Origin of the sequence: Streptomyces sp. NPDC092045, assembly GCF_044756005.1 — a bacterium.
Lineage (GTDB): Bacteria > Actinomycetota > Actinomycetes > Streptomycetales > Streptomycetaceae > Streptomyces.
The window spans coordinates 71,832-87,539 of sequence record NZ_JBIVSC010000018.1 but is presented as its reverse complement, the minus strand read 5'-3'; the positions used below and the strand labels follow the sequence as shown (position 1 = coordinate 87,539).

Here is a 15,708-nt window from a genome sequence, read left to right as displayed (position 1 = left end):
ACTGCATCCAGTACGCGACGGGACCATGGCCCCCCACAGCAGCTTCCACGGGCGTGCTGGTGGCGCGAAGAGCCGGAGGAGCGGGCGCGGTGGGTCCTCGATCCCTTGGTGGCGGTGGGGCCGCTGCGGTTCGGGATGGGGCATGAGGAGGCGAAGGCGGCCCTGGGCGGCAGGTGGAACGGCGGCGGACAGCGCACGGTCGACGGTTGGCGCTGGACTCCGTACGACGACTGCCATGTGAGCGCTGTCTACGACCAGGGCAACCACCTGGTCGCGGTCCAGGCCGATGCGACAGGGGGTCCGTTCGTCCGGCTCGACGATGTCGAGCCGATCGGCCGGGCCCCCTCCGGGGCTCGCGCCGAAATTCTCGGCCTCGCGGCCCGGTGGGGCGCCGGGGCGACGACGAACCGCAGTGGGAACCCGCAGATCGCGGCGTGGAGTGTCTCCATGATCGCCGGGCAGGAGGGGGGGATGGCTACCGGAAGGGCACGTCGGACGGAAGGACACCGTGATCACCAGTGCCCTGTTCACCGCCCCCGGCGTCACCGACGATACGGCAGCGAGCGGCCGGCCCGCTCGTCCCACGATCGCGTTGTCGGATCCTCGTGCCAGGATCCGCGCGAATGGGCGAATGCACGGATGCAGGGAGCACAGCATGGATACCAAGGAAGCCGGTCCCTTCCGGAACGGCATGAGCACGGATGCGGGCGACGCGGCTGCAAGGGCCTGGACCGCCGCGTCCCGAACCCCGCCCGCTCCCGGGACGTACGTCGAGGGGCCACCGCTGTCCGTCGACTGGGTCGACCACGTCGACACGGACCCCGTGCGCGCGCTGGAGATGCTGGTCCTGGGCTGGTACCCGGCCGAGGACGCGCCGCCGGACCCCGACGCCCCCGCGGACGACATCCTCGCTCTTCTGCCGAAGGCGCTCGCCGCGTTCCACCGTCTGGCCCGCGTGCGCCCCGCCCTGTACCGCTTCTGCCACCCGATCCTCCTGCACCCACGGCACGTCACGAGGCGGGACGGCGGCCGGCTGGTCTTCGCGGTGGAGAACCAGGGATGCGCGGACTGGTCCATTCCCTGGCCGCCCCAGGGCGGCCCGGAGGATGTGGACCCCCCGGTCCGGCTCACCGAGGACCCCTGTGACGATGACGATCCGGAGACGGTCCTCGAAGCGGAGCCCCTCAGCCGCTTCCTTCTCCAGTTCACCCTCAAGCAGGCGTCCGGCATCGCACCCTTCAACGCCTGGACCTGTGTCATGCCCACCGAGCGCCTCGAACCGCTGCGGAGCTCCCTGCGTCCGGTCCCCCTCCGCCCCTACATGCCCGCCTACGGGGGCCACCTGTTCTACGCGGCCCCTGGCCTGCTGGCCAGTATCAGCGCCGACGAAAACCATGCGGATGCCGCGTTCGGAACACGTCACCGCGAGACCCTCGCCCCGCTGAAGGCCTACGACTTCCCCTGGAGCCGCTTCGACGCACAGCCCTCGTAGACCGGACTGCGCCGCTGACCAACGGGGCCTTGTGCGGGAATACGCGAGACGGCCCGAAACACGCGCGGCCCGGTCGCCCCGGCCGCTGGTGGCAGCGTCCTGGCCCAGTGGGAGACCATCCTCGTCGTGGCCGCGCTCGAACCCGTCGGGCGTGTGAAGGCGGTGGGCTTCGACGCGGGCACCGGCTGCCTGGACGTCATCCCCGACGCCTCCGCGTACAGCACGAAGGTGCGCTGGATCGCGCCGAAGCTGATCACGGCGGCCAACGAGCGGGTGCCCCACGCGGGCGTGCGCTCCCTGCACCTCCTGCCACCCGCACCCGGGAACACCGGCTCCGCCATCACGGCCGTCGACCCGACCTCGCCCATCCCATCCGTGTCGCGCCCCGGTCCGTCGGCCGGCTGCCGTCGCGCGCTCGAGGCGCACCGCCAGGCCACGTCCGGGGTGGACTCTGCCCCGGTCCGGAGCCTGTTCCACCGACAGGCGAAGTAGGCGCGCTGACCTCACGCCTCAAGTGCGGGCAACGTCTCCGTGACAGTGCGTCTTGGGTCGTACTCGACGACTCTGTGATCAGGGGGACAGGATGCGATCCGGCTGCTTCGGCGGAAAACGTTTTCCGGTCAGCTTGCTTCCCGGGAAAAGTGCCTTGAGACGTGGCAGGTGTTGCCCGGCGGCATGATTTGAGGCGGAAAGACCGGTCGCACACTTGTCCGTTTCTCGCCCGTGTGTGCGACGAGATGGCGGGCAGGCCCCGGCCGGTCGCGAAGCGGCTGTGGCAGCGTGTGCGGCGCCAGCGGCCGGTGGGGCTGCTGTGACATCTCTTCTCGTGGGGGGAAGTGCATGACTTCGCGTGCTTCCGGCACGCCTTCTCGGCGTGCCCGCACAACGGCGGGACTCTCTCTGACCGCGGCGATCGCGGTTCTCACACTGGGCGCTTCGTCGCTACCGGCCCTCGCCGCCTCACCCGCGCCCGACCCCGGCCCCGGTTCGGTCTGGGGCAAGAAGGCAGCGCCTCTGGAGATCCCGCCGGTCAAGGTGGGATCGACCAAACCCGTGCCCGGCAAGCCCGAGGCGGTGCCGTCGAAGGAAAAGGCGGCCTGGCAGGCGGCACAGAAAGAACGCGCCCGCACCGGCGGCGTCCCGTCGAACGGAGGTCGCGTCACGGCCAACGGCCCGGCCGGCGAGACCGGAACCCTGGTATGGGTGCCCAACGGACAGGGCGCGGTGCCCTGGCACCAGATCTCGGACTTCCGCATCACCGACTCCCTCGTCGCGCGGATCAACCTGTCCAACGGCAACCTCATGCTCGCCGCGACCGACTTCGAGGTCGCCGGCGTGGGACGGAAACTGCGCCTCGCCCGCACGTACAACTCGCTGGACGCGCCCTACGGCAAGGTCTCGGACCGCTGGTGGCAGGAGTACGAACGCTACCTGCACGTCTTCACGAACTCCGTCGTCGTCTACGACGCGACGGGTGACACGCTGTCCTTCACCACGAACGCCGACGGTACCTTCACCACGCCCAAGGGATATTCGAAGGACCTGAAGAAGAACGCGGACGACACCTACACCCTGACCGACCGCAAGTCCGGTGTGAAGGACACCTACGACGCCAACGGAACGCTGACGAAGGTCACCGACCGCAACAAGGGCACGATCACGGTCGACCAGCACGACGAGACCGGCGAGCACAAGGGCTTCAAGCTGACCGAGACCCGCTCGGGCCGCTGGGTCGACCTGGTCAAGACCTATCCCAACCAGTGGCAGGCCAAGGACCACACCGGCCGCACCGCCGTCTTCGACCTCGACGCCGACGACAACCTCTCGCGCACGACCGACACCGAAGGCAAGACCACCTCTTACGCCTTCGACTCCAGCGGCCGCGTCTCCAAGGTCACGACCCCGGAGGGAAGGGTGACCGTCTTCACCTACGACGCCCAGAACCGGGTCACCTCCATGCTGCGGGCCACCCAGACCGGCGCCTCCGGACACACCGGCCCCACCTACACCTACGCCTACACCGGCACCTATCCCTCCAACGCCGGGACGACCACCGTCACCGACCCCGAGCAGCACGCCACGAAGTACGAACACGATGCGGACGGCAAGGTCACCAAGGTGACCGATGCGCTCGGTCGCTCCCGTTCGAAGACCTTCGACGGAAACAACAACGTGCAGACCGCGACGGACGCGATGGGCGTCGGCGGCACCGGCGGCAACGTGACCACGTACGGCTGGGACACCCGCAACAACCTCACGTCGGCGAAGCTGCCCACCGGCGCCACTGCCGCCGTGGCCGGCTATCAGACGTTGTCGGGCGCAGATTTGCCCGGGTCCATGACGACCGCCGACGGTGAGAAGACGGACTACACCTACGACGCGGCCGGCAACACGAAGTCGGTCGCGGTGACGGGTACCGGCGGCGGGACACAGTCCTTCGAATACAACCCCGCCACGCCCACCTGCGGAGGCTTCGAGGGCCAGCGCTGCAAGGCCACGACGAAGATGTCGTCGACGAAGTCCGTCTCCACCTCCTTCACGTACGACGCGAGGGGCAACCTGACCAAGGTCACTCCTCCGGCCCCGCTCGGTGTGACGACCTACACCTACGACGACCTCGGGAGGCCCGCCTCCGCCAAGGACGGCCGGGGGGTCACGACCCTCTACACCTACGACCACCGCGACCGGATCGTGAAGGTCGACACCTCCGGCTACGCCATGGTCACCTACTCCTATGACGGAGACGGGAACCTTACCCTGCGCTCGGACGGCACCGGTGTCACCACCTACGCCTTCGACCCGCTGTCGCGTGAGACCGTCCGCACCCTGCAGAACGGTTCGCAGACCCGCCTGACCTACACCCCGGCCGGCAACGTGGACACGTACGAGGACCCGGCCGGCCTGACCGACTACACCTGGAACGAGGTCAACAAGCTCACTGAGCTCAAGGACCCGACCGGCAAGGTCACCACGTACACGTACAACAACAACGACGTCCGCACGAAGACGACGTACCCCGGCGGGACCGCCCAGGAGGTCACGCTCGACAAGTCGAGCCGTCCGGAGCGGATCCGGGCGACATCGCCCAAGGGCACGCTGGTCGACCTCGCCTACACCTACGGCTACGACCACGACGCCAGCACCACCACCGCCCCCAAGGACGGCGTGAAGGTCCGCACCCGCACGGACACGGTCGCGGGGATGAAGACGACGTACACCTATGACGGCGCGGGCCGGTTCTCCTACGCGAAGGAGGAGAAGGGCACCACCCTCGACTCGTCCTGGCAGTACTGCTACGACCTGGCCGGCAACCTCACCTCCCAGGGCGTCGACCCCGGTTGCCCCCGCGGCACCACCTACACGGTCAACGACGCCCAGCAGATCACCGCGAAGAACGGCGTCACCACGAACTGGTCGTACGACAAGGTCGGTAACGAAACCGCCGGCGCTTCCACCCCCGAGGGCACCCGCACCGCCGCCACCTGGTCCGACCACTCCCAGATGACCTCGGTCACCGTCGGGGGCAAGACCTATGCCGGCCAGTACGGCTCGACGGACCAGAGCGAGCGGATCAAGCTCGGCGACACGTACTTCCACAACGGGCCGCTGGGCCTTTCCGCGAAGAGCCTCGGGGGCGTCGACACGGGATTCAACCGCGAACCCGGGGGCACCCTGAACTCCATGACGACCGGCGGCAAGTCCTACTACTACCTGACCGACGCGCTCGGTTCGGTCGTGGCGCTCGCCGACGAGGCCGGCACGAAGGTCAACTCGTACTCCTACAGCCCCCGCGGTGTCCAGCGTGCCGGGACCTCGGAACAGGTTCCGCAGCCGTACCAGTTCGCCGGCGGTTACCACGACGCCACCGGGCTCTACCACTTCGCCGCCCGCTACTACGACCCCAACATCGGCCGCTTCACCAGCACCGACCCCTCCGGTCAGGAGAAGAACCCCTACCTCTACGCCGAAGGCGACCCCGTCAACCGCATCGACCCGCACGGGACCCTCAGTCTCAACGGCGTGATGGACACCGTTGGCAAGGCCGGAGACGCCATCGCGGTCGGTGAATTCGCCGGTCAGCTCGTGACGGGCGACTACAAGGCGGCTGCTGGAACAGCGCTCAGCTTCGCCGCCGACAAGGCGTTCACCGCCGGCTGCACCTACCTGACCGGAGGCGCCGGAGCAGTCCCCTGCGCCGTCGGCGGAATGGCGGTCGGCGAAGCGACCGAGTCGGCCTACGAAGACGCCACGAGCTGAACCAAGGAAACCTCGACCGAAGGAGCTCTCGTGCAATCAGCCACTGATACGGCGGTCCTAGCCTACAAGGGGCTCGACGGTGTCCCCCTGTGGCTCTTGTTCGGTATCGCCATCCTCGCCTTCGTCATCTTCGGCATCGCACAGGCGCGGAAGAGGAAGTAGTCGCAGCCGACGTGCCGTGGCTCCATAGGTGATCTATTCGGCGAGGGGGGAGGACGCTTCACAGCGTCCTCCCCCCACGTCCAGGAGCGGGACCCGTTGCCCAGGCCACCGGCCAGGACCCCGAAACCGGCCGCCTCGACCTGCGCCCCGACGTGCCCGCCTGCGCCACCCGGCTCCGCCTCCTGACCGCCTCGATCATCGCCACCGCCGACGGACACGTCGGCTCCGCCGCCGTACGGGCGCTGCGGATCCTGCCGCCCGGCGCCGTCGACACCACCCCACCCCCGGCCACCGACCGGCCCGCCCCCGGCCACCGACTGACCCGCCCCCGGCCCGGCCGCGGCCGGGCCGGGGCCGGGCCGGGGAAGACCAGAGAAACCGCATCGGCCGGCTACCGCGTCCGCCCCAGGAGCGACCGCTATCCGCCGCCTTACCCAACACCCCTTGCAGGACAAAACGCTCTTCAGGCGTCGTTCCTTATGGTGTGATCGTTCGCTGTTCCGTGCATGACGGATCTGGTGGAGCGGTTGGTGCCGGACGAGTTGCGGGTGCTGTTCCGGCGGGTGGTGCCACCGACTGAGGTGATACGTCCGCAGGGCGGTGGCCGGCGCCGGGCGGGTGACCGTGAGGCTTTGGCAGCGATCATCTTCGTGGCGACGTCGAGGTGCGCGTGGCGTCAGTTGCCGCCGGTGTTCGGTCCGGCCCGGCCCACGGTCTACCGCCGGTTCGCCCAGTGGAGCCGGGAGCGGGTCTGGGCCCGGCTCCACCGTGTGATCCTCGACGAACTCGGGGCGCGGGGCGAGCCGGTCCGGTCGAGGTGTGCGATCGACTCGGTCAGTGTGCGGGCGACAAAAGGAGGCCTTTGACGGAACCGAATCCGACCGACCGCGGCATCCGCCACCGCATCGCCCGCAAGGGCCTCGAATCCTCGAAACGGCTGGGCCGACACCGCTGGGTGGTCGAGCGAACCGTGTCCTGGCCGATCGGCTGCCGAAGGCTGCACCGCCGCTACGAACGCAAGCCCGAGCACTTCCCTGCCTTCGCCGGTATAGCGGCGACTCCGATCGGCTACCACCGCCTGAGCACCCTGGTCACGGCCTGAGCCGGTCCTGCTGCACGTCGAAGCAGACCAGCCCCATGGTCTCGGCCACGGCCGCTGCATGGGCCGACGCCTCTTCGGCCATGCTGAATCGCATGGGGAAGCAGATCAGCGGCCCGCTGGCTTCTTCGATCAGCGGGCCGGTCGACCAGGGCGAGGTGTCCTCGTCGTCCTCTGTGAGGTCGCACCACCGCTCAAGCAGCACGGCGACATACGCCGCGATGCGTTCGGACGGAGGCTCTTCCGCCTCGCTGTCGATGTAGCGCTCGTACGGGTCGCCGAAGATCTGGCCGGCGGTCTTGTCATCCGCCGGCCCCTCGCCTTCCCGGACAGCGAGGTCGTAGCTCATGCCCGGAGACTCCCATGCCGCTCCGACAGCCGTAAGAAACGGCGTTCGGAGATAGAGCTAGGCGAACCGAGCCCGGGCTTCCTGTTCCGGAGGTTCTGCCGTCGGACTCGGAATCGCGGCGGGAAGCCGACTCTCCCCACCGTAGACGGTCAGGGCGGCACCGTATTCCCGGCGTAGGCGCTCGAAACGGTCCGGGTCGACGTGCTGGCCCGTGGCTTCCCCGAGGAGGCGATGGTATCGACTCAGGTTGTCCAGCCGAGAGCTCAGTCTGATGGCGGACCGAACGGGGCGTCGCAGCCACCAGGAGCGGATCCAGTCGGCCGGACGGGCGACCAGCGCCTCGGCGTAGCCGCCCACGTCGAGCGGATGGGCGGCCGCGTTGACCACGCCGGGCACGATGTCGATGAGCTGGTCCACCGTGCCGGCCACGGCCTGGTCGGGCGGGTCGAGGTCGCCGCGCAGGGCGTCCAGAGCCGCGTTGAGTCGATGACGGGCGGCCTTGGCGTCGCCCAGGGTCGAGCCGGACTCAAGAGACTGCTGGAGCTCGGCCAAGGCCCGACGGAGTTTGCGGTGCTGGTGGCGCAAGTCGTCCACGGCCATGGCGATGTCGCCGTGTGCGCGGAGGTGGTTGAGGAAGAGAGCCAGCGCGGGCGGCAGGTACAGCGGGGCCGGGTTCTCGTCCTCGTACACCTCGTCCACGGTCGTACGGAAGGAGTCGGCGACGACCTCGTAGACGCGGTCCTGGACGGTGCGGCGCACGTGATCCGTGATGAGGTGGTAGGCCGGTAACCGGTGGAGGGACGGCAGAAACGGAATGCGGAGATGGGCGGAGACGCGCCAGTAGACGAAGGTGCGCAGGTGCGAAACGCCCCCGTATATCGCGCCGCTGTGGAAGTAGCCGATATTGGTGAGCATGGTCCAGCCGAGCGTGCGCAACGGATCGGCGGGCCGCGAGGACCAGGTGCGGCCGGCGGAGAGATCACCCTCCGCCTCGCCGCGCATGATCGAAGCGATCCCCCGGTCACGAGGATTCGTGGATTCCCCGGACTCGTCCGGGTGGGCGAGCAGGAGGCGGACACTGTTGGCCACGTCTTCTCCGGACGCGAGCCCGCCCGGGCTCCAGGGCTCTTGGAAGGTTTCCGCGTCGCGCAGGAACCCGGTGAGTTCGTCTGCGATGTTCGCTGAGAGCGCGCGGGTGTCGACAGGTCGGAGGATGCGACGGTCGAGCAGGACTTGTCGCAGGGGCAGCGTGCCGGCGTCGTGTGGAAGCTGCGCGTCGAGGACGTGGAGCTCGTCGTAGAGCAGCAGCGCGTCAAGCAGCGTCGCCAAGTGGACCAGACGCTCGGCCGTGTCGGGCGTCCACGCCAGCGGATGACCCATCCGGATCCGGGGCGCGTCAGCGCCCGACAGGAGCCGTGCCGCCTCACAGAGCATCGTCTGGTCGATCAGTACTCGACTGGGCTTCGAGGTTGCCACGTCGTCTCCCCCTGCGATGACCGGCCTGGCTCACCCGCCCATCTTGCACGATGTCCTTCCGCTCGACTCCCGATGGGACTAGGGCGTGTGTCGAAAGTCCCGCCTGCCCGGCGGCGCCCGGCACGCACGCTCGCCGCGTTGTCGGGATCACCCCGATACAACCAGTATCGAGGCGACCCTCCGCCTTGCGATCGCACGCACCGGACACCGCCGGGCCTGCCCTCCGGGCAGACGGCGCTACTTTCGACACACGCCCTAAGGGCTGTCCCGTGAATGATCTCCGAGTCGCCTCGGGCATGGTTGATCGCGGTCGAGCCCGTTGATCTATCCGGCAAGGGCGAGGTTGTGCATCCGGGCGATGCCGAGCATGGCGTGGTGCACGCCGTCGCCTCTGAGGCGGCAGTCACGGAGGATCTTCCAGGTCTTCATGCGGGCGAAGACGTGCTCGACGCGGGCCCGGACCCGCTTGTGAGAGGCGTTGTGTTCCTCCTTCCACTCCGGGAGTTCACTCTGGCCGCACTTGCGGCGGTGCGGGACGACCAGGCCGGTGCCCGGGTATCCGCCGTCGGCGATCGTGGTGGTCTTGCCGACGGCGGCCTCGGCGCCGGACTCCTCCCACGCCTTGCAGTCGTTGCGGTTCCCGGCGAGCGGTCGGCCGACCACGACGACCAGGCAGGTGTCGGCGTCGACGACCCGGTGGTGGGTGGAGTACCGATAGTTCTTCGACCGCTCGGCGATGGTGTGGTCGCGGCTGAGGACCAGGGCGCCGTCCACGATGAGCACGGTGTCCTTGGCGAACCGCCGGCGGAGCCGGAGCGCGGACATCGGCCCGAGGTGATCGATGATGCGGCCCGCCGCCGACTTCGACACACCGAACGGCGGCGCGAGCTGCCGCACCGTGAGGTTCGTGCGCCGGTACGCCCCAACCAGCGGGGCCCGGTCCTCCAGCGGAAGACCCCGCGGCCGGCCTCGGCGAACCGCGTCGGCACCCTCGCGCCGCAGAACCGTCACCAGCTTCCCGAAGGCACGAGGGCTCAGTCCGGAGAACGAGGCTGTCCAGGACGGATCCGACTCCGTGATCACACCAACCACATCAAGATCATCCCGGTTGCCGATCGGCCGGCCGGAGCTGGCTGCACCATGAAAATCGGGTGACCGGGTCCCGGTGTGTCGTCCAGGATGACGCCATGGACCACGATCTGGTGACGTTCCTCCACGCACGGCTGGACGAGGAGGCCGACCTGGCCCGACGCTGCGACGGTGACGGACACGGGAAGTGGACCGCTCAAGGACGCACCGTCGACTTCTGCCGAGGAGAACTTGCCGGATTCCATCCCACGATCGCCCTGCACGTGGCGCTGCACGACCCGGCTCGCGTCCTCCGTGAGGTCGAGGCCAAGCAACGCGTGCTCGCCCGCCATGCGTTCAGTCCGGCCATAGGCGACCCGGAACTACCGTGGGACGACCGCGATGACTGCCAGTACGACGGCGAGCCCTGGCCGTGCGACGACCTGCTCGACCTCGCCCTGCCGTACGCCGATCATCCCGACTGTCCCAGACGCCCCTGAGCAAAGATCTCTTACGGGACAGCCTTCAGGCCGTGTCTTGGCCGGCGTGGGCGGCCAGCCACTTGATGAGGTGGCCCGCGATCCGGTTGACGCTGGTCGCGATGGCGACGTTGTGCTCACGCCGACTGGTGTCGCGCCGGACGATCTCTTGGCCGCCCTCGTTCAGCACCGCGACGGAGGCGGACCAGGCGGGATCGTCGGCGTCGGGCTGGATGACGACGAAGGTGTCGTCCGTGCCGTTCAAGCCGCTGATCAGCACGAACAAGGCGTCTTCGGACGGGTCGTCGACGTGGTTGCCCTTCTCGGTGTCCGCGCGGTAGCGGCCGGCGGCCACGAACCCCCCATGTGCTGGTCGAATCGGTGGCCGGCATCGCACGCCCTGCACGGCCGGCGGGTGGATCACAGCCACTGATGGGGCCGCCAGAAGTTTTTGACCCCCTGGCGGCTCCCGCCAGGCCTCCGACGCCCCGCGCCCGGGGGTCTGACCCCGTTCCGGCCCCGCACCCCCCGTACCACCGCCCCCTTCTCCCGCACGGACGAGGCGTCCGGCCTAGGACGGGAGAACGAAGGCGGTGGGGGCTTCGGGCCGAGGCGCGGACGGGCCTGCGGCGACAGGATGATCCGCATGCGTATAGGAATCCTCGGTACAGGACACGTGGGCAGGACACTTGCGTTGGCGTGGTCGCGGACCGGCCATGACGTGGTCCTCGGTTCACGACGGCCGCGGGACCCGGCGCTCCTCGCGGAGCTGGATGAGGTCGTCGCGGAGGGCGTACGGGTCGAGGACCCGTCGGCGGCGGCCGAGCACGCCGACGTGCTGGTGAACGCCACCCCGGGCACGGCCTCGGTGGCCCTGCTCGACAGGATCGGCGCTCCCGCACTCGCCGGAAAGGTCCTGCTGGACGTCGCCGTCGGCTTCCGGGAGGACGGGGCGCCGTCCCACCCGGTCGTCAGTCTCGGCGAGGAGATCCAGCGCGCGTTCCCGGACACGCGCGTGGTGAAGACGTTCTCGACCGTCGACCGGGGCGTGATGGTCGCGCCGGACTCCCTCGACGGGCCGAGCAACGTGTTCCTCTCCGGTGAGGACGCGGACGCGAAGAAGGTGGCGCGGGGCCTGCTCGCCGATCTGGGCTGGTCCGAGGAAGCGGTCCTCGACCTCGGCGGCATCAGCACGGCACGGGGCCAGGAACTCTTCGCCGACCTCTTCATCGCCATCGCCGGGGCGACGGGCACCTACGGGTTCGGCATCCGGGTCGTGCTCCCGGCGGCCCGCGAGAGCGGCCCGACCGGCGTCTAGGACTTATCCGGTCGATCATGTGACTACTTCGCAGTCCTGTCGTTGATGTGGACATGGGGCGGGGCGATCCGACGGGTGCCGAGTGGGAACGGCTGCGGCCGTTCCTGCCGGTCGGCAACAGGCGTTGCGGCAGGTGACGGGATCACCGACAGGTGACCGACGGGATTCTGCACCGGGTTCGGACCGGCGTTCAGTGGCATGACCTGCCCGAACGGTTCGGCCCATGGAAGACGGTGTACGAACGCCACCGCCTGTGGTCGGCCGACGGAACCTGGGAACGCCTGCTCCAGCAGGTCCAGGCCGAGGCCGACGCCGCAGGTGAGATCGACTGGGACATCTCGGTGGACTCCACCATCGTGCGGGCACATCAGCACGCCGCCGGCGCCCGCACCGAACCACCGCCGGCACCCGCCCCAAAGGAGGTCGCAGCGGCAGAACACCAGGGCGAGACGACGTGGCAGAGCCTCGTCGCCCGCCTGGTGGAGGTGGCGCAGGAGGTGAGGGCCTGGGCCGCTCGCGCGGCGGGTTCACCCCCAAGCTCCACCTGAGCGCGGACGGCCGCTACCGCCCGCTGTCTCTGATCGTCACACCGGGACAGCGGACGGACTGCACGCAGTTCAAGCGCGTGCTGGAGAAGATCCGCGTCCCGCGGATCGGACCGGGCAGGCCACGCAGGAAGCCTGACAGCCTCGCGGCGGACAAGTCTTACAGCAATGGCTCCTGCCGCGAGTGCCTGCGGGGCCGGGGCATCCGGCACACGATTCCGGAGAAGACCGACAGCCAGGCCGTCCGCCTACGCAAAGGGTCACGCGCCGGGCGGCCACCCGGCTTCGACGAAGAGCGGTACAAGAAACGCAACACCGTCGAACGGGCGGTCAACCGGCTCAAGCACGCCAGAGCAGTGGCCACCCGCTACGACAAGCGCGGCTACGTCTTCCTCGGCACCGCAGCCGCAGCAGCCCTCGTTATCTGGCTTCGCACCCGAGTGCGTGTGTCACAACGCGATCGCCCGACAGGCCAATGCCTGATCTACCACTTCGTCGGCAGAGAGCTCTCGCTCTGGAGGCCAGAAGATCAGGCTGCTGACGTGGCCCGATGGACAGGCCAGAGCGCTGTCAAGCCTGTCCAGCCACCCGTCCGCCTCGTCCTCAGACGCATAGTCCACATCCATGATCCGCTGCACGAGCGCGACCGCTTCAGCCCGGCTCATCTCGATGGCACCCATCACAGCCTCCCTGGGCGTCAGCCTAACGAGCAGCATGATCGCCCGGACAAGTCCGCAGTCGGTCCTTCGCGTCGCTCACCTGCTGGTGGAGGGCGACCAGGACGTCGGTGCCACTGGAGTCGAGGAAGATCGCGCCGCTCATGTCGGCCACGACCGGCGGCACTGGCTCGCCTTCGGACAGCAGGGCCCCGCGCAGGAGGTCCAGTTCGTCGTAGTCGATCTCACCGTGCAGGGCAGCGATGCGGACCGAACCCTCAGGTCGCATCGGCGACATCACCCGCGCCGCTCTCGTCCTCAACGGACAGGGGAGTGATCTCCGTCGAGAAGACCTCACCGACTACGCCGAACAGGGCTGGACGAAGCCTGTAAAGGGCCGCTTCCAGGCGTTCCGCGTAGTCCACTGCGAAATCCGCAGTAGCGTGCTGTTGAGTCCTGCGGCCGGAGATCGAAGGCCGTCGGCGATTCGCTCCGACCTCGACGAGGGCCTCATCGCAGACCCGTGGACCTTGTGAGCACAATGAGCGACGTGACATCGACGATGGACTATCAGCAGGTTCTGGAACACATTGCCGAGGAGATCGCCCGGACGCCCGGTCGGGGGCGGTCCGCCGACTACATCCCGGCGCTCGCCACCCGTAATCCGCGCGCCTTCGGCATGGCCGTCGCCGAGCTGGACGGCACCGTCCACGGAGTGGGCAAGTGGCGCGAACCGTTCTCCACGCAGTCCATCACCAAGGTCTTCACTCTTGCCCTCGACCTGGCCCATGAGGGCGATGAACTGTGGGAGCACGTAGGACGTGAACCCTCCGGCAACCCGTTCAACTCCCTGATACAGCTTGAGTACGAGAACGGCATCCCGCGCAACCCGTTCATCAACGCCGGCGCCCTGGTCGTCACCGACCGCCTCCACACCCGCACCGGTGACGCGGCGGGCGAGCTCCTGCGGCTGCTGCGTGCCGAGAGCGGAAACCCGGACCTCGATTTCGACCTGGCGGTCGCCGCCTCAGAGGCCGCACACGGCGACCGCAACGCCGCCCTCGGCCACTTCATGGCCTCCTACGGCAACATCGACAACCCTGTCCCGCTCCTGCTCAACCAGTATTTCCGCCAGTGCTCGATCACAGCCTCCTGCGCCGATCTCGCACTGGCGGCCACCCTCCTCGCCCGGCACGGTGTACGAGCCGACGGCACCCGGCTGCTGACCCGCAGCCAGGCCAAGCAGGTAAACGCCGTCATGCTGACATGCGGAACCTACGACGCCGCCGGCGACTTCGCCTACCGCGTCGGCCTACCCGGCAAGAGCGGGGTGGGCGGCGGCATCATCGCCGTCGTGCCCGGTCGCTGTGCACTGTGCGTATGGAGTCCCGGGCTGGACGAACGGGGCAACTCCGTCGCCGGAGTGGCGGCGCTGGACCTCTTCACCACGCTCACGGGGCTGTCGGTGTTCTGATCCCGACGGGGCCGGGCGGCTCCGGGGCTCCGGCTTGCCGATGGTTGGCTGCGTAGGTTTCAAGTGGGTTCTGGCACAGGAGTGGGCCTGGTCAACGGAGGAGCCCACGGGCGCCTGTGGCAGGCGCGGGAGGGAGACTCTTCGACCACCGAGCTCGTTGACTGTGTCGGTCAGGGCCGCGGGCTCGGCGTGGAGATCGTGTGCGGCGAGTCCGTAGTAGTGAGCGGGCTCGTCTCCCGGAGGTACAGGCGGCAGTTTGGCCGCGCGGAAAAGGTGGTCGAGGACCGCCATGGTCGACCGCAGCCGGTCGAACAGGAAGTGCCGGTCCCGCCGCACCAGGACGATGCTCGGCATGCCGCTCGCCGGACGGTCGATGACCGTGCCCGCGGACACGCGGTCACGGTCGAGAGCGACGACAGCTGTCCACTGGTAGTCCTCACCCCGCACCGTGATCGCGCGTCCGAGGCCGTTCTCCGGCTCGGCCGGTGCCGTATGGGGTTGCGTACCGTCCCTCTGGCCCGACGCGCGGCCTTGCTGCCCCGGCTTTGGAGCCACGACGGCTCGCCGTCCTCGTGCTTGTCTCGCTTTCGCGGCTCTTAACCCGCACGCTCGCGCTCCGGCTGCCGGCCATGAGGGTCCGGTTCCCGACTCGCGCTGCCCTGAGGGGACCTTCCGTTCCGGATCTTGGAGCGGAAGACGAAGCCAGACAGGCCCCACATGGCGGCTGCCTGATGGGCCGCGAGCTCGGCCCCCGTGCCCCGGTCGACGCCTTCGGGAAGCGGGAGAGCCGCTGGCACCGTGCGGACACAAACACCTGTGGGCGTATCGACGGTCTCGTAGTCGCGGGGGAGGCGGCGGCGCATCACGATCCAGCCGATGCCGCGCCCGACGACCCAGCGCCTTTCCACGCCGTGGAAGTCGCGTTCTCCGGTCACGTGCTCGATGTCCTCGCCGTGATACGTCGTCCCCGGATCGGCGGCCAGGCCGGGCTTCGGCCCGGACGTCTCCCGGTCCAGGACGTGTATCTCCGGCCCCCGCCGAACACCCAGCAGCGCGGTCAGCAGGCCGATCGGTCCGGCGCCGGTGACCAGCACTCGCTGCGGCTCGAACCACGACCGGGCGCCGACCCGCTCCACCCGCTCCCACGCCTTGGCCGCCACCGCGGTCGGTTCCAGCAGCACCCCGACCGTCGCCGGGGTGGGGTCGAGCCGGAACGCGTAGCCGCTCTCCACTGTCCAGGACTGGCCGGCGTAGCCGTGGCGCTCCTTGATGCCGCGCTCGGCCCAGCGACTCGTGCCCCAGGATGAGGCGGTCTTCCCCGGGCGGCGCCCAC

The 15,708-nt window shown here is 69.1% G+C and carries 15 protein-coding genes and 2 pseudogenes; 9 read left to right on the top strand and 8 right to left on the bottom strand.

Annotated features, from left to right (window positions below; all coding sequences use genetic code 11):
- The first annotated feature begins 655 nt into the window (after positions 1 to 655).
- The 5 genes and pseudogenes from ACIQKA_RS28710 to ACIQKA_RS28690 all read left to right on the top strand — a co-directional run bounded on the left by ACIQKA_RS28710 (position 656) and on the right by ACIQKA_RS28690 (position 7,013).
- Positions 656 to 1,492, top strand: coding sequence for a hypothetical protein (locus tag ACIQKA_RS28710; RefSeq protein WP_402542835.1), 837 nt, complete (start codon positions 656 to 658; stop codon positions 1,490 to 1,492).
- Positions 1,493 to 1,618: 126 nt separating this feature from the next.
- On the top strand, positions 1,619 to 1,984 hold the full coding sequence (locus tag ACIQKA_RS28705; protein ID WP_402542834.1) for a hypothetical protein: 366 nt from the start codon (positions 1,619 to 1,621) through the stop codon (positions 1,982 to 1,984).
- A gap of 561 nt (positions 1,985 to 2,545) precedes the next feature.
- Positions 2,546 to 5,749: an RHS repeat-associated core domain-containing protein gene (locus ACIQKA_RS28700; RefSeq protein ID WP_402542833.1), complete on the top strand. Its 3,204-nt coding sequence runs from the start codon at positions 2,546 to 2,548 to the stop codon at positions 5,747 to 5,749.
- 30 nt (positions 5,750 to 5,779) lie between these two features.
- Positions 5,780 to 5,911 carry a hypothetical protein gene (locus ACIQKA_RS28695; protein WP_383150577.1) on the top strand — a complete coding sequence of 44 codons (132 nt, stop codon included), beginning with the start codon at positions 5,780 to 5,782 and terminating at the stop codon, positions 5,909 to 5,911.
- A gap of 506 nt (positions 5,912 to 6,417) precedes the next feature.
- A pseudogene (locus tag ACIQKA_RS28690) lies at positions 6,418 to 7,013 on the top strand (transposase).
- On the opposite strand, the gene ACIQKA_RS28685 reads toward ACIQKA_RS28690, so the two are convergent.
- The 3 genes from ACIQKA_RS28685 to ACIQKA_RS28675 all read right to left on the bottom strand — a co-directional run bounded on the left by ACIQKA_RS28685 (position 7,003) and on the right by ACIQKA_RS28675 (position 9,927).
- The gene (locus ACIQKA_RS28685; RefSeq protein WP_402542832.1) at positions 7,003 to 7,359 is read right to left on the bottom strand and encodes a hypothetical protein; all 357 of its coding nucleotides are present in this window, start codon (positions 7,357 to 7,359) and stop codon (positions 7,003 to 7,005) included. The pseudogene ACIQKA_RS28690 and the gene ACIQKA_RS28685 overlap by 11 nt on opposite strands.
- Positions 7,360 to 7,416: 57 nt before the next feature.
- Entirely contained in the window at positions 7,417 to 8,835 is a 1,419-nt protein-coding gene (locus ACIQKA_RS28680; protein WP_402542831.1) for a hypothetical protein, read from the bottom strand.
- Positions 8,836 to 9,159: 324 nt separating this feature from the next.
- Complete coding sequence (locus tag ACIQKA_RS28675) at positions 9,160 to 9,927, bottom strand: transposase (protein WP_402542830.1); 768 nt, start codon at positions 9,925 to 9,927, stop codon at positions 9,160 to 9,162.
- A 95-nt stretch (positions 9,928 to 10,022) separates the two neighbouring features.
- Here ACIQKA_RS28675 and ACIQKA_RS28670 point away from each other — a divergent pair, with 95 nt between their 5' ends.
- A complete protein-coding gene (locus tag ACIQKA_RS28670) occupies positions 10,023 to 10,403 on the top strand; it encodes a DUF6221 family protein (RefSeq protein ID WP_402542829.1) in 381 nt (126 codons plus the stop codon).
- Between the two features lie 25 nt (positions 10,404 to 10,428).
- Here ACIQKA_RS28670 and ACIQKA_RS28665 read toward each other — a convergent pair whose 3' ends face one another.
- Entirely contained in the window at positions 10,429 to 10,737 is a 309-nt protein-coding gene (locus tag ACIQKA_RS28665) for a hypothetical protein (RefSeq protein ID WP_402542828.1), read from the bottom strand.
- A gap of 96 nt (positions 10,738 to 10,833) precedes the next feature.
- On the opposite strand from ACIQKA_RS28665, the gene ACIQKA_RS28660 reads away from it, so the two are divergent.
- Complete coding sequence (locus tag ACIQKA_RS28660; protein ID WP_402542827.1) at positions 10,834 to 11,700, top strand: NADPH-dependent F420 reductase; 867 nt, start codon at positions 10,834 to 10,836, stop codon at positions 11,698 to 11,700.
- A 53-nt stretch (positions 11,701 to 11,753) separates the two neighbouring features.
- Positions 11,754 to 12,709 (top strand): annotated as a pseudogene (locus ACIQKA_RS28655) (IS5 family transposase); the annotation flags it as partial.
- Here the strand turns inward: ACIQKA_RS28655 and ACIQKA_RS28650 are convergent.
- Genes ACIQKA_RS28650 through ACIQKA_RS28640 form a run of 3 tightly spaced genes read right to left on the bottom strand, consistent with a single transcriptional unit; the run spans position 12,695 to position 13,326 of the window.
- Complete coding sequence (locus ACIQKA_RS28650; protein ID WP_383158352.1) at positions 12,695 to 12,925, bottom strand: e9imm peptide; 231 nt, start codon at positions 12,923 to 12,925, stop codon at positions 12,695 to 12,697. The pseudogene ACIQKA_RS28655 and the gene ACIQKA_RS28650 sit on opposite strands and share 15 nt — an antisense overlap.
- Positions 12,926 to 12,947: 22 nt before the next feature.
- Entirely contained in the window at positions 12,948 to 13,190 is a 243-nt protein-coding gene (locus tag ACIQKA_RS28645) for an STAS domain-containing protein (protein ID WP_402542826.1), read from the bottom strand.
- Positions 13,180 to 13,326, bottom strand: a complete 147-nt coding sequence (locus ACIQKA_RS28640; RefSeq protein WP_402542825.1) for a hypothetical protein — start codon at positions 13,324 to 13,326, stop codon at positions 13,180 to 13,182. The genes ACIQKA_RS28645 and ACIQKA_RS28640 overlap by 11 nt, the downstream gene beginning before the upstream one ends.
- A 137-nt stretch (positions 13,327 to 13,463) precedes the next feature.
- Between ACIQKA_RS28640 and ACIQKA_RS28635 the strand changes: the two genes are divergently transcribed.
- Positions 13,464 to 14,375, top strand: coding sequence for a glutaminase (locus ACIQKA_RS28635; RefSeq protein ID WP_383219450.1), 912 nt, complete (start codon positions 13,464 to 13,466; stop codon positions 14,373 to 14,375).
- Positions 14,376 to 14,971: 596 nt separating this feature from the next.
- Here ACIQKA_RS28635 and ACIQKA_RS28630 read toward each other — a convergent pair.
- Complete coding sequence (locus tag ACIQKA_RS28630; RefSeq protein WP_402542824.1) at positions 14,972 to 15,607, bottom strand: hypothetical protein; 636 nt, start codon at positions 15,605 to 15,607, stop codon at positions 14,972 to 14,974.
- Positions 15,608 to 15,708: the final 101 nt, after the last annotated feature.